Origin of the sequence: Nitratireductor indicus C115 (genome assembly GCF_000300515.1) — a bacterium.
GTDB classification, from domain to species: domain Bacteria; phylum Pseudomonadota; class Alphaproteobacteria; order Rhizobiales; family Rhizobiaceae; genus Nitratireductor; species Nitratireductor indicus.
On record NZ_AMSI01000021.1, the window covers coordinates 26,095 to 39,527 of the forward strand.

Consider the following 13,433-nt stretch of genomic DNA (forward strand, 5'->3'; position numbering starts at 1 on the left):
TCCGAACCAGTTCCCACGAACAACATTGGCGAGAAGCAGCCATAGCGAGCCGCATATTCAGGGAGGAGTGACCTTGGATGCATGAGGACCTGCCAGACGCGCCAAGCTCGGAGAACGGACAGGTAAACAAGACGGGACAGGTCTATGGCCGCCTCAAATCGCTTATCGTCATGCAGAAGCTGCCGCCACGCACCTCCCTGGAGATGAAGAACATCGCTGACCGATTTGGGGTCAGCATCACGCCAGTACGCGAAGCCCTCATCCTGCTCGCGAATGAAGGGATCATCGCGAAGGATGGCAGCCGGAGCTACATGACCCGACCCTTGACCGTCAACGAGGTTTCCGCCGACTACGAAACAGCATTCATGATCGCACAATATTGCCTGCAAAACGGCGTGTTCCAGTTCTCGGCAAGAGGATTGCGATTGGTCGAGCTCGACCTGGCTATCAGGCAGCCCGCATCCGACAGTGCTGGAGCTGCAGCACTCGCGATCGAAGCAGTCTATGAGCGTATCGCCGGCTTGACCGACAATCTGCGGATGGTACGCCTGATGCTGGAATTCAATGACCGAACGACTTTCATTCGGCAGCTCGACATGAAGAACGAGGCGAGGCTCCACGAGACGATTGCCGCAATGACGGAATTTCTTGCCGCTCTCGACAAAGGCAGCATCAACGATGCACTTCGCAACCTTGAAGAGCAATACGAGCGGAAGAGGGAATTTATCCCTGATCTCGTCCGGAAAGGAAACCTTTACGCCCTCGAGGCCGTTGATATCTTCACTCAGTAGCGGCGATGCAAGGATGGATATCAATAGACAAACGGGCACCCGAAAACAGCGATGAACACCTTGATTGACCACAGCCCGGCTAGTGCAGCCAATGCTATGCGCGACGAGTTTGGAATGGCACGTGCCATCTTGGAATACAGTATTCGCGAGAATATTGCCGGTTTCACTTTGTCCGGATTAAAGATCCCCCGCGTTATCCAATGCTGGGGTCCGGGCACCTCGTTGCCGGAATCCGCAGATTTCGTGCTTGAGGTGGCCATCTTTCAGGAGCATCTCGCAGACAGGATCACTGCCCTCTCCCAAAATCGGAAGCTACTCGAAGAGATTTGGCGATTCAACGAGGTCTCGCGCAGATTCCGGGAGCACGAGTTGACGATCCCTGAAGCAGCAAGTGACATTCTTGATCAACTGGCCAACCTAGTGAATGCGCTCTTCGCGCAGGATGTCGACGCGGCACTTGCTGTTCTTCAACACTGCCACCTCCGACGCTTCGATCTCGCCGATGCAATCGTGCCGAGAATTTCGCAGCGCCAAGCCGAGATCGCCTAATGTCGGCCTATGTCGATGGGTGCGGGGAGGCATGGGCGAGAAACGGGAACGACTCCATTTCCGTCAACGACATCTTCACCCGCACCTGGTCGTTACCCATCGGGACAATTCCGTTGATCGTAACATTCCCGATTTCGGATGTGTTGCGTACGTGGAGCCCGTCGCAGGCTTGAACCTCGAAATTGCCGAGGCCGACAACACGAATGGCGTCGCGGGCCTGGGGCCACGTGAACTGTTCCACCCGTTCATCGCTGGCCAATTTGGTCGGTTCGCGCCAGCCGACATCGACTGGCAGGTCCTGTGTCGCCAGCCTGTGAACCTGATGCTGCAGCAAGGTAGTGCTCATGGCCGTGTGATCGACCTTGAAATCAATGTGGCCACGCCCCGGCCCCACCTGGCCCCCAACGATGGCGAACGGGAAAGCGAGCGCGATGATGTGCAGCGCGGTGTGCGTTCTCATGCGCAGATAGCGCTGCATCGAGTCGACCTTCACGGTCACCTCGTCGCCAATCGCTAAGCGGCCAGCATTGATGTCAACACGATGGCCCAGCCTCCCATGCTCGAGCCAGACGCCACCAAGAACGCCAAGTCGTGTTCCGTCGTCGAGAAGCAGAGACCCGCAATCAGGCGACGAAACGCCGATCCCAGGATAATAGACGGTCCGGTCGACGACGAGGATGTCGCCACGCATGTCGAGAACCCTCGCAACAGTGTCAGTCCTATAGGGCCTCTGTGCATTATCGGGACATAGATTCACGGTAGCTATCGGGGATTCGAAGGGGCATGAGTCCGTCGGCATCGAGTTCAATGCCGTCTGACCAGACATAATCGCCGGTGAGGTTGATCCGGTCCCAGCCCAAAGGTGAAAGCTGCGAGAGTAGAGCGGGATCAATTTTCACTCCGCGACTTCCAAGTTCACTCACGGCGCGGTCGAGATAGCGGCAGTTGAACAGGATGATTGCGGCGGTGACGAGATTGAGTGCTGCCGCTCGCATTTGCTGATTTTCGATACCGCGATCCCGGAAGCGGCCGAGCCGGTGGAACGCAACCGCGCGCGCCAGACTGTTTCGCGCTTCGCCCTTATTGAGTTCACCCGTGACAAGCTGGCGAAGCGCCGGATCCTTGAACCATCGCAATGTGAAGAGTGTGCGCTCGATACGGCCGACCTCGCGAAGGGCAGCGGCAAGGCTGTTTTGTTGCCGGTAGGCTGAGAGCTTTTTCAGGATCAGCGATGGGGTGATGGTTCGGTCGCGCATCGCCCTAATGACGCGATGAATGTCGGGCCAGTGATTGACGATCAGATCGCGGTTGAGCCTGTTCCCGAACAGCGGCGCGAGGCGTCCGTAACGCTTGGGCGGCTCGAAGGAATAGAGGCGGCGATCGGAGAGGCGCGGAATACGTGGCTCAAAATCAAGCCCGAGCAGGTCCATGACCGCAAACACGATATCGGAGACGCCGCCGCCATCGACGTGCAGCGCGGAAAGGTTGGCGTTGCTTTCGTGGCCGAGAATGCCGTCGAGGGCATGGATCGCTTCGCCGGCAGTGCCCGCGATCACGGTTTGATGGAGCGGTGCGTAGCGGTCGGTGATGGTGGTGTAGATTTTGACGATCGGGTCGCGGCCGTAATGCGCGTTGACCTGACCGCCAGCCTCCCCGGCGCCACCAAGATAATAAGCCTGCCCATCGGCAGAGGCGCGCCAGCCCTCACCGAACCAGGCCGCCATTGGTTCGGCCTGTATGGCGTCGGTCAGACAGCCGAGCGCGGCGCGAAACGTCTCTTCACGCATGTGCCACGTCTGCATGCGCAGGAGCGTGCGCCGCGATGCCACGCCGCAGACCTCAGCCATCCGTGACAGGCCGAGGTTCGTCGCTTCCGCAATCATAGCTGCGAGAAAGGATCGTTCATCGCTGGGCGGCAACCCGGTCGAGACATGACCGAAATGGCTGGTGAAACCGGTCCAACGTTCGACCTGAGACAAAACATCGGTGATGCGCGTCGTCGGCACGAGATTGTAGCAGGTCCGGACGAACTGTCTGCCATCGTCGCGTTCGGCAAGATCGGTTTTCGGCTCTTTCGGAAACCGCAGTCGGTCACCGGAAAACAGCGCGGGATCGCCGCTGGTCAGCCCCCCTGATACCTTGAGCAGCGCAGTATCCAGTTCGGCCGCGCGGGCATCGAGCCACACATGAGGATCAGGAATATCGGAGACCTGTGCCGGGACCGGATCCGTACTCGGTGAAAGCAGCGTTTCCAGAGAGCGGTGCAGTCGGGAGGTTGGCACCCAGATGTCGCCCGCCGCCAGTGCTCCAGCCAACGCGGAATAGGTCGCCAGCTCCCAATGGGTTCGGTCGATCTTGTCGTCCGTGACGACATAGCGCTGCCATCGCCGCTCGATATGCCCGAGCGGCAAGCCATCAGGGAGCGCCGTGCGCCAGTCGCCATCGAGTTCGGCCAGGATCGCCATCGCTGCACGGAGCGGCGCGGTACCCTTGCGACCCTCGAACGTGAACGCTTTCAGGAAGCGCGGCCCCGCCCGCTTGAACGTCCGATATTCTGGCCCGATTTCACTGATGGCATTATCTCGTCCCGGCCTCGTGGTTCGCCGGAGAAGAGCAGCGTCGGCATCGATCGTATCGAGCGAGGCGACCGCTGCGACCGCTGCTGCAATATCGCCGCCGGCGCGTGCGGCTTTGCTGACCGCCTCAAGCACGTCGGCGACACGGATTAATCGGTCGCGGCCCTGGTCGGCAGAAGCGGCAACCGTCTGTTCAAGGCGTTTGCGGGCACGCAGATGCGCTCGCCCGATGAGCGAGTCGAACATACCGATAGCTGTGTCAGTCAGCGTGGCCTCAAACTCGCGCAGCGTCGCCACAAGAATAACATGCCGCCGCGCCGACCCCATCTGCTGGAATGCCTGCGCGGTGTAGCGGACCCCTTCGCGCGCAAATTGCTCCATTCGGGGTTCGTATCGTCTATCGATGGCGGGCGTCCTGATGCCGCGAACCAGTGCGATCTTGTCAAGAATACCGACGAGCGAGGCAGAGGCGACGCGCGGGGTGGGTTCCCGTAGCCAGGAAAATCGGCTTTGCCTATCGTGCGTTTTCTCGGCGATAAGCGCGTCAAGTCGGCTATGGGTGGCCGGATCGAGACGATTGTCGATGTCGGCGATGATCCGGTTTTCGGCCGCGTGCATCGCTTCGGCGGCCATGCGCTCGACCACGGTGATTCCGGAAATGACTATCTTACGGAAGCGCAGTTCGTCGAGGAAGTTGCCCAACAAGACGCGTCCGTTGGTCAGGCCGACAGCTTCGGCTTCCAGCCACGCTCGAAGCGTTGCGCGCATCGGCTTGGTGAGGTCGGTGAACCCGAAACGCGCCTTGATCGCGAGAAGCTGATCGTAGCGTGTGGGCGTCCGTCGTGCGAAACCGCCGATCACTTCTGCATCGATCCCGATCTGCTCAGCGATATGGTCGAGCATGACAGCGGGCAGCAATTCGCCGCGTCGGAGATGCCTCCCCGGATAACGCAGACAGCAAAGCTGCAAAGCATAGCCAAGCCGGGTCTCAGGCGTGCGGGCGCTGTTGATGGCAGCTAGGTCGTTTACGTCCAGACTGTGATGGCGGACGACCGTCGTCTCGTCTTCGGGCAGCGCCAACAAAGCGTCGCGCTGAGGGCCGGTCATGTAAATGCGTGCTGGCATCGGTTATCCCTTTCAAAAATCACTTGCCTTTTGATACAGTTTTGCAAGAGGATTGTGAAAGGCATTGAGCCTTGATTTGCGGTCATGGTCATCCTGCTTCCGTAGACGGCCGTTTGTGAAAGGATCGAATTGAGCACCGCACCTTATTTGATCGGCTATGCTCGCGTGTCGAAGGGGGACGACCAGTCGAACGCAGCACAGTTGCGCGCGCTGACGGCAGCGGGTTGTAAACGCGTCTTCGAAGAATCCGCCAGCGGCGGGCGATGGGACCGGCCGAGGCTCCAGGAGATGATCGGCCAGCTACGGGATGGCGATGTCGTTGTTGTCTGGAAGCTCGACCGGCTTTCGCGAAGCCTGAAAGACCTGCTGCACTTGATGGAAAAGATCGAAGCGGCGGGGGCCGGCTTCCGGTCGCTGACCGAAGCGATCGACACGACGACACCGGCAGGCCGCATGATGATGCAGATGGTCGGCTCATTCGCCGAGTTCGAGCGCGCCATGATCCGCGAGCGGACTAGCGCAGGGCTAGCGCAGGCGCGGTTGGAAGGGCGGCTCGGTGGTCGGCGGCGCAAACTTGACGATAAGAAACGGCGTGAGATCGCCGAATCCGTTGTTGCGGGGCGCAAGTCCGGCGCCGAGATGGCGCGGCTCTATGACGTGAGCGAGCCAACCGTCTCAAGAATCGTTGCCGAATATCGTCAGCGGGAAGCCCATGAGGCCTTGGCATGACTTGGATCCGATGACCTCCATGGGGTGGAAAGCGGAAAGGCCGCTTTCAGCAGCCAACCCTTCCAAGCGGAAGATGTCGAACGACCTACCAATTGCAGTCGATCAAGACATGGATCGTCGGCAAAGCTGCATGGACCTCCGATCATTTCGGCGACAGGGTTTCAATGATCCGGCAATCGTCGACGATGCCGCACTCGCACTGGTCGATCATTCTGTCGAGTTCGGCCTTGAGCGCCATGAGATCAGTGATCTTCTTTTCGACCTCTGCACGATGTTCGCTAGCGATGGCATCAACTGCTGCGCAGGATTGTCCGCGATTGTCGGATAGCGTGAGAAGCGCTCTGATCTGGTCGAGCGAGAAGCCCAGGTCACGTGCCCGGCGGATAAAGCTCAGCCGGTTCAGATGGTCTGGCTCGTACGCCCGATAATTGCCTTCGGTACGCGAGGGCTCGGGCAGTAGACCGTTCTTCTCGTAAAAGCGGATCGTTTCGACCTTGGTACCGGTTTGCCTTGCAAGATGACCGATCGTCAGAATTGAAGAGTTCATTTTATGACCCTATAGCGTATACAGGGTCATGTAGGTTCTATTTGGACGTTTGTCGATCTCGATGGCTCGCCTAGTGCGCCGCTCTGGCGCTCTCCACCTCTTCACGCACCAGGTCGTGGAGTTGCTGCGGTCCGAAGGATTCCAGCGGCCTGCCATTCACGAAAAAGGTCGGTGTCTGGCGCACATTATTGCTCTGAACATCGGCCATATCCTGCTCAAGAACGGCGTCAATCTCGGCCGAGGACATCTCACGCCGTGCCTGCTCAACATCCAACCCAGCCGCCGCCACGATTTCCCAGGCTTTCTCGAGATCGGGTGCACCATGCACGGCCCATTCCGGCTGTCGCGCCAGCAGGGCTTCCAGTATCGGTTCGTATCTGTCCTGAAGACGGGCTGTTTCCAGAATCCTGACGGCTTCGTCAGATCCGTCATGGAAGGGCGCGTATCGGATGACCAGGCGCGTCTCGGCAGGGAAATTCGCCATGATCTGCTTAACGGCTGGATAGAAAGCTCGGCACGCCTCGCAGGACGGATCAAAGAATTCCACGATCGTCACCGGCGCATCCGCTGGGCCGATTACGGGTGAATGCGCCCTGACCAACGCATCACCTTGCGCCGGTGCAACGGGCTGTGCCGAGAGGCCGTCGTACCGGTCGTAGATAAAGGCACCGCCTGCAAAGACAATCAGTGCGACAAGGCCAGTGAGAAGTACGATGGACCGTCTGGTCATGTTGAACGTCTCCGGTGCGCGAGAACGAGAAGAAGAGCGATGCTCCCAAAGGCGGCGAGCGATAGGTAAGGGAGCGGCAAAATGCCAAGGACCGTCATCTCGACGCCAGAACATGACGGGCCGTCTTGTGTACAAGGCTCGATGGCTGCTGGAAGGATCCTCGCATAAAGGAGGGAGTGGAATGCAGCGATGGCGGCACCTAGGGCAGCCAGTGGAAGTCCGTACCGGGAAACGCTGGCATCACCTCGAAAGCTAGCGACAGCCAGAATGACCGCCAGCGGAAACATGAAAGCGCGCTGATGCCAGCACAGATTGCACGGCGTCTGTCCCATGACCTCACCAATGAAGAGAGCGCTGAGCGAGGCGGCAAGCGCAATGAGCCATGCCGAGAAGACGAACGCCCAGGTATTTGCAGTCGTGCCCGCCCCGGTGGTCATAGCACTCCCTTTCGCCATCGTTTCGCTTCGCTCCATTTACCTTTGCATTCAACTATTTCTGCACCCTGTACCCACTACAGGGTCAAGGCTCCTTAATGAAGTTGTACCGCGAATTTGCACGTGGATCGCAGCGCGAAATCAAATAAACGAAGTCCACTCTTGACCCTATAGTTGCTACAGGGTCTATCTGCGGTGTCACATTAAACCATCGAGGTGACACCATGGCGGCAGCGAGCCCTTACAGACTGCGTATAGAAGGCATGGACTGCGCCTCGTGCGCATTGAAAATCGAGACGGCGATGCAACGCCTGCCGGGCGTTAGCGACATCAATGTCAGCTACGCCAACGAGACGCTAGCATTGCAACTCGATGAAGACCGGACGGCCCTCGGCACTATTGAGCAAAAGATCCGAGCGCTCGGGTACACGCCAGTGATCGAGCAGGCTGAGACGAAGGGGGGTCCGCCTCGGAAGCGCATCACAGAGGCGTGGTGGAAAGGCAGCAAGGGTCGGCTTGTACTGCTGACCGGCGCACTGTTCATGCTTGCCTTCGCCATTGCGCGTATCCTGCCGGATTGGGAGCAATGGCTCTATTCAGGTGCGGCCCTGATCAGCGTTATCCCGTTCGCGCGGCGGGCGGTCGCCGGTGCGATGTCCGGCTCACCCTTCACCATCGAGACGTTGATGACGGTCGCGGCACTCGGCGCGGTCGCCATCGGCGAGGCCGAAGAAGCTGCTGTCGTGATCTTCCTGTTCGCAGTGGGCGAGCTGCTTGAAACCGTGGCGGCAGGCCGTGCGCGGGCAGGCATTGAAGCGCTGATCGATCTCGTGCCCCGGGTCGCGTTCCGCGAGCGTGATGGTGTCATTGAGCAGGTCGCTGCCGAAGAGTTGGCTATTGGTGATGTCGTCGTTGTTCGGCCTGGGGACCGTGTGCCGTCTGACGGCACGGTGATTGATGGTGCATCTGAGGTCGATGAGGCGCCCGTGACAGGCGAATCCATGCCCGTGCTTAAAGAAGCCGGCGCAAACGTCTATGCCGGCAGCATCAATGCAAATGGCGAGTTGCGAGTGTCGATCAGTCATGTCGCGGCCGACAATACCATTGCCCGCATCATCCACATGGTCGAGGAAGCTCAGGAATCAAAGGCCCCGACGGCGCGTATGATCGACCGTTTCAGCCGCTGGTATACGCCTGGCGCTATGGTCGTCGCGGCTCTGATCGTCGTGGTGCCGCCGCTCGCCTTCGGCGGTGACTGGATGACATGGGTATATCGGGGTCTTGCGACGTTGCTGATTGCTTGCCCCTGCGCGCTCGTGATTTCCACGCCGGCGGCTATTGCCTCGGGTCTTGCCGCCGGCGCGCGTCAGGGATTGCTGATTAAGGGGGGCGCGGCACTGGAAATACTCGGTAAGGTCGTAACTGTTGCCTTCGACAAGACAGGAACGCTGACGCGTGGCCATCCCCAGGTGACGGACATTGTGCCGATCAATGGGGACGAGAACGCCGTCCTTGCCATTGCAGCGGCCGTCGAGCGCAGCACCAGCCATCCTCTCGGGGTTGCAATCGTGGAGGCGGCAAAAGTGCGGGGGCTCGAACTGCCCGTCACCTTCGGGGGCGGCGTTGCCACACCCGGCAAAGCGGTCACAGCGCGGTTGAAGGACGGCTTCGCTTCGGTCGGGTCTCCCCGTCATGCCGCCGAACAGGCTGCCCTCGAAGAGAACATTGCCGAGACGATCACCACACTGGAGAGCCAGGGCAAGACGGTCGTCGTGCTTATAAAGGGCAAGACCATCGAGGGATTGATCGCGTTGCGCGACGAACCGCGCGACGACGCTATCGAAGGTGTGAAGCGGCTGACAGATCGAGGTGTGCGGCCACTGATGCTGACCGGCGACAACAAGCGCACGGCCGACGCCATTGCGGCCCATCTTGGCCTTGAGGCAAGCGCCGAATTGTTGCCCGACGCCAAGCTCGCCGAGATCGGTCGCCTCAAAGCTAATGGCCCGATCGCCATGGTGGGAGACGGTATCAATGACGCGCCGGCGCTCGCAGCCGCTTCCGTTGGCGTTGCCATGGGTGCAGGCACCGACGTTGCTCTGGAGACCGCAGATGCCGCGCTGCTCAGAAACCGGGTGACGGGTGTTGCCGATCTCATCGGGTTGTCACAGGCGACACTCGGCAATATTTGGCAAAATATCGCCATAGCGCTTGGTCTGAAGGCCGTCTTCCTCGTGACGACTCTATTCGGCATTACCACGCTCTGGATGGCGATTCTCGCCGATACGGGCGCTACGGTCCTCGTTACAGCCAATGCGCTGCGCCTGCTGACCTGGCGCGGCACCCGCGACAAATGAGCCCAAGCAGTGCGCGAAGGCAGGTCGCGGCTTCCACTTCTCGCCAAGAAAGCCGAGGTGTAATTTATGAGTAATCAGTCCAAGGGCAGTGCCACTTCATCCGAGAAGAGCGAACAATGGGCGCTCGCATGGGTGCTTGCGATCAATACGGCCCAGGCAGCCATTGTGGGGGGATTAGGGTGGTGGGCTCAGTCAACAGGATTGATGGGCTCTGCACTCGATAATCTTGGCGATGCCGGTGTCTACGCTATTAGCCTTTTCGTCGTAGGTCGCGGTTTGGCGGCGAAGGTTCGAGTTGCCCGGCTGTCGGGTATCCTTCTGATGGTTTTCGCTGGTCTTCTTCTATTTGAAGTCGGTCGTCGCTTCTTCACTGGCTCCGATCCGATAGGGCCGGTCATGATTGCCGTGGCAATCGCGAGCGCGCTTACGAATATGATCTGCATGTGGTTCCTGAATTCTCATCGGGAAGGCGGCGTGCATCTGCAAGCCTCATGGATTTTCACGACAAACGACATGCTCGTGAACTCAGCCATCGCGCTTTCGGGTCTGGCCGTAATCCTTTTCAATTCGCCCTACCCGGATCTGATCATCGGCCTGGGCGTGGTTGTTGTCGTTGTCAGAAGCGGCTTGGAAATTCTTGAAAAGGCCGGGGAAGCTGGAGAGAAAGTTAATCAACATGATTAGTTCACGAGCCCTATCCGCCGCCTTCCTTACCCTTGCGGTATTGATCTCTCCTGCCGTTGGTCACGACTTCCAAGCCGGTTCGATCACCATCAATCATCCGTGGTCGCGCGCGACTCCGCCGGTCGCGCCGGTAGCCGGCGGCTATCTGACGCTAACGAACGATGGCGGTATGGCCGACCGTCTGGTTTCGATCTCATCACCTCTGTCAGAACGGGCGGAAATCCACGAGTCGACCGTGATCGACGGGGTTGCCAGCATGAGGCCGGTGCAAAATGGCATCGAAATTGGGGCTGGCAAGACGGTCGAACTTCAACCTGGCGGTATACACATCATGTTTTTGAAGCCATCGCGTCCTTTGAAGGAAGGGGAGCGGTTTGCCGCAACACTGGTGTTCGAGCAGGCCGGTACCATCGACGTTGAGTTCGCTGTGCAGAACATGGGTGCTCGTCCGGAATTTGCGAACGAACATGACGGGCACGGAGAGGCTGTCCAATGAGCGGCGTCAAACTTTTCCGTCTTGTTGCATGGGTTGCCGTCGCCGCTGTCGGTGGGCTTTTCATCGGCTTGTCAGTGTCCAAGCCTTGGCAGCAGCAAAATGCGGCGGTCGCGTCTTCGACAGGCATCGCAGCTATCGGCGGCCCGTTCCAGCTCACATCGCATCAAGGCGGGACGATCGACAATGCCGCGCTTGCTGGAAAGCCTTATCTCGCCTTCTTCGGCTTCACCCATTGTCCCGATGTGTGTCCGACGACGCTCTACGAACTCAGCGATCTCATGAACGAGCTCGGGCCGGTGGCCGACCAGTTCAACGTACTGTTCTTCACCGTCGATCCCGAACGAGACAGCCAAGAGCTGCTGGCTCAATACATGACAGCCTTTGATGATCGCATCCTCGCATTGCGGGGAAATCGACAGGAAACGGACGCCGTGGTGAAGGCCTTTGCGGCCTACGCGCGAAAAGTGCCTCTGGAGGGGGGCGAATACACGATGGATCACACCGCAGGCGTCTACATGATGGATGCCGAGAGCCAATTCGTCGGCACGCTCGACATGCACGAGCCGCGTGAGATTCGCTTGCAGAAGCTCCGCCGTCTAGTGGGCGAGATTGGCTGATGGAGTTCTCCAGTATCGGAATGGCGACGGCTTTCGCCGCTGGCGTTATATCCTTCCTGTCGCCCTGCGTTCTGCCGCTGGTGCCGGGCTATATTTCCTACGTTGCAGGCCGCACGATTAGCCCGGACGGAATTGCGGCCGATACAGAATTCAGGGCAGCGGGCCGAACTCTCGGCCTCAGCCTCTGCTTCGTGCTCGGCTTCACGACCGTGTTTGTCATCCTTGGGGCCAGCGCCACCGTGTTGAGCCGGCTCTTGCGCATGTATCTTTTCGAAGCGAACCTGATTGGCGGAGGGATCGTTATCGTCTTCGGCCTATTCACGACCGGCCTCGTACCAATGCCCTGGCTCAATCGTGAAGCCCGGTTCCATGCCAATCCGGGCAGCGGAAGCGCTGGGGCCGCTTATCTCCTGGGTCTCGCTTTTGCGTTCGGCTGGACTCCCTGCATCGGACCAGTGCTAGGTGCGATTCTGACCCTCTCCGCTGCCAACGCCACGGTTGCAAGCGGAACGACGCTGCTCGCCGTCTATTCCCTGGGCCTTGGCCTCCCTTTCATCTTGGCGGCTTTATTCATGCGCGGGTTCATGGCGCGGATGATGTCGATGCGCCGCACCGGCCGGGTGCTCAAAATCGTCGCTGGTGGGGTGATGGTGGTGATGGGCATCGCCATGATCACCGGCCATCTCTCTAGCTTTGCAATATGGCTGCTCCAGACGTTCCCGGCCCTCGGTCGGATCGGCTAAGCCGGAGTTTAAAGGACATTCGGACATGCTCAGGCTCGGCCTTCCACTCGCCCTTGGCGGGTTTTTCATTGATCAGGCGACGAAGTGGTGGGTCATGGACCATGTTATGAATCCACCTCAGGTCATTCCCGTCACCGGCTTCTTTAATCTCGTGCTCGGCTTTAACACCGGCGTGAGCTTCGGATTGTTCGGCCAGGCGCCGGTTTGGCTCCTGATGGCGTTCCCGCTCGCTATAGTCGCCGGCCTCCTTATCTGGATCCATCGAAGCGACAGCCGCCTGACGGCATCCGCCCTCGGGCTCGTGGTTGGGGGGGCGCTCGGCAATCTGCTCGACCGGCTCCGGCAGGGTGCCGTGACGGATTTCCTGGATTTTTACATCGGCAGCTATCATTGGCCCGCCTTCAATCTTGCCGACGTGGCGATTGTCTGTGGGGTAGGGCTTTTGCTGATGGAGAGCATTCTGGTAAAAGGCAAAGCAAAGGCTGCATGAACAGAAGCCCTCGCCAGCTATCCGTGAGCCATGGTTCGGAGGAAATAGACGTTCTAGTGATCGGCGCGGGTCAAGCGGGACTCGCAGCCGGCTATTATCTTGCCCGACCAGAGCTTTCATTCCAAATCGTCGATCGCCATGCCCGCGTCGGCGACAGTTGGCGCCATCGCTACGATTCCCTGACCCTGTTCACTCCGCGCGCATTTAGTTCGCTGCCTGGTCTTGCGCTCGATGGGGACCCAGAAGGCTATCCAACGCGAGACGAGTTTGCGAATTATCTCGAAACCTACGCCAGCCATTTCGACCTACCGGTGCATTCCGGAAATGGTGTGGCTCGGCTCGAACGCCGGGCCGATGAGCGGTTCGCCGCGCAACTCGACGATGGCAGGTACATAGTAGCGAAGGCAGTGATCGTCGCGACGGGTGCGTTTCAGAAACCGATAATCCCAACGATTGCTGCCGGCTTCGACAGCGCAGTCAAGCAACTAACACCGGAAAGTTATCACAATCCCAGTGATCTCCCGCTTGGCATGGTCCTTATTGTCGGAGATGGAGCAAGCGGACG

At 59.3% G+C, this 13,433-nt stretch carries 15 protein-coding genes; 10 read left to right on the plus strand and 5 right to left on the minus strand.

Going from position 1 to position 13,433, the window contains the following annotated elements; translation table 11 throughout:
- The first annotated feature begins 77 nt into the window (after window positions 1–77).
- Both NA8A_RS21955 and NA8A_RS21960 read left to right on the plus strand, forming a co-directional pair.
- A complete protein-coding gene (locus NA8A_RS21955; RefSeq protein ID WP_009452618.1) occupies window positions 78–791 on the plus strand; it encodes a GntR family transcriptional regulator in 714 nt (237 codons plus the stop codon).
- A 51-nt stretch (window positions 792–842) separates the two neighbouring features.
- Complete coding sequence (locus tag NA8A_RS21960) at window positions 843–1,340, plus strand: GntR family transcriptional regulator (protein ID WP_009452619.1); 498 nt, start codon at window positions 843–845, stop codon at window positions 1,338–1,340.
- A 7-nt stretch (window positions 1,341–1,347) separates the two neighbouring features.
- Here the strand turns inward: NA8A_RS21960 and NA8A_RS21965 are convergent, their stop codons facing one another.
- Together NA8A_RS21965 and NA8A_RS21970 are read right to left on the minus strand one after the other, a co-directional pair.
- Window positions 1,348–2,031 (minus strand): alanyl-tRNA editing protein, encoded by a 684-nt coding sequence (locus NA8A_RS21965; protein WP_009452620.1) that lies wholly within the window; start codon window positions 2,029–2,031, stop codon window positions 1,348–1,350.
- A gap of 46 nt (window positions 2,032–2,077) precedes the next feature.
- On the minus strand, window positions 2,078–5,041 hold the full coding sequence (locus NA8A_RS21970; protein ID WP_009452621.1) for a Tn3 family transposase: 2,964 nt from the start codon (window positions 5,039–5,041) through the stop codon (window positions 2,078–2,080).
- A gap of 129 nt (window positions 5,042–5,170) precedes the next feature.
- On the opposite strand from NA8A_RS21970, the gene NA8A_RS21975 reads away from it, so the two are divergent.
- On the plus strand, window positions 5,171–5,770 hold the full coding sequence (locus tag NA8A_RS21975; RefSeq protein ID WP_009452622.1) for a recombinase family protein: 600 nt from the start codon (window positions 5,171–5,173) through the stop codon (window positions 5,768–5,770).
- A gap of 142 nt (window positions 5,771–5,912) precedes the next feature.
- Here NA8A_RS21975 and NA8A_RS21980 read toward each other — a convergent pair whose 3' ends face one another.
- The 3 genes from NA8A_RS21980 to NA8A_RS21990 form a co-directional block, all read right to left on the minus strand.
- Complete coding sequence (locus NA8A_RS21980; protein ID WP_009452623.1) at window positions 5,913–6,317, minus strand: MerR family transcriptional regulator; 405 nt, start codon at window positions 6,315–6,317, stop codon at window positions 5,913–5,915.
- A gap of 70 nt (window positions 6,318–6,387) precedes the next feature.
- Window positions 6,388–7,047, minus strand: a complete 660-nt coding sequence (locus NA8A_RS21985; protein ID WP_009452624.1) for a DsbA family protein — start codon at window positions 7,045–7,047, stop codon at window positions 6,388–6,390.
- Complete coding sequence (locus NA8A_RS21990; protein WP_009452625.1) at window positions 7,044–7,520, minus strand: disulfide bond formation protein B; 477 nt, start codon at window positions 7,518–7,520, stop codon at window positions 7,044–7,046. The genes NA8A_RS21985 and NA8A_RS21990 overlap by 4 nt, the downstream gene beginning before the upstream one ends.
- 185 nt (window positions 7,521–7,705) lie before the next feature.
- Between NA8A_RS21990 and NA8A_RS21995 the strand changes: the two genes are divergently transcribed.
- From NA8A_RS21995 to NA8A_RS22025, 7 genes are all read left to right on the plus strand, one after another.
- Window positions 7,706–9,838: a heavy metal translocating P-type ATPase gene (locus NA8A_RS21995; protein ID WP_040673348.1), complete on the plus strand. Its 2,133-nt coding sequence runs from the start codon at window positions 7,706–7,708 to the stop codon at window positions 9,836–9,838.
- Between the two features lie 66 nt (window positions 9,839–9,904).
- Window positions 9,905–10,522, plus strand: a complete 618-nt coding sequence (locus NA8A_RS22000; protein WP_018065776.1) for a cation efflux transmembrane domain-containing protein — start codon at window positions 9,905–9,907, stop codon at window positions 10,520–10,522.
- Window positions 10,515–11,018 carry a copper chaperone PCu(A)C gene (locus NA8A_RS22005; RefSeq protein ID WP_009452628.1) on the plus strand — a complete coding sequence of 168 codons (504 nt, stop codon included), beginning with the start codon at window positions 10,515–10,517 and terminating at the stop codon, window positions 11,016–11,018. The genes NA8A_RS22000 and NA8A_RS22005 overlap by 8 nt, the downstream gene beginning before the upstream one ends.
- Window positions 11,015–11,635, plus strand: a complete 621-nt coding sequence (locus NA8A_RS22010; RefSeq protein ID WP_009452629.1) for an SCO family protein — start codon at window positions 11,015–11,017, stop codon at window positions 11,633–11,635. The genes NA8A_RS22005 and NA8A_RS22010 overlap by 4 nt, the downstream gene beginning before the upstream one ends.
- On the plus strand, window positions 11,635–12,378 hold the full coding sequence (locus NA8A_RS22015) for a cytochrome c biogenesis CcdA family protein (protein ID WP_009452630.1): 744 nt from the start codon (window positions 11,635–11,637) through the stop codon (window positions 12,376–12,378). The genes NA8A_RS22010 and NA8A_RS22015 overlap by 1 nt, the downstream gene beginning before the upstream one ends.
- 25 nt (window positions 12,379–12,403) lie before the next feature.
- A complete protein-coding gene (gene lspA / locus NA8A_RS22020; RefSeq protein ID WP_009452631.1) occupies window positions 12,404–12,868 on the plus strand; it encodes a signal peptidase II in 465 nt (154 codons plus the stop codon).
- Window positions 12,865–13,433: NAD(P)-binding domain-containing protein (locus tag NA8A_RS22025; protein WP_157174158.1), on the plus strand; the 569-nt coding region annotated here is incomplete at its 3' end. The genes lspA and NA8A_RS22025, both read left to right, overlap by 4 nt.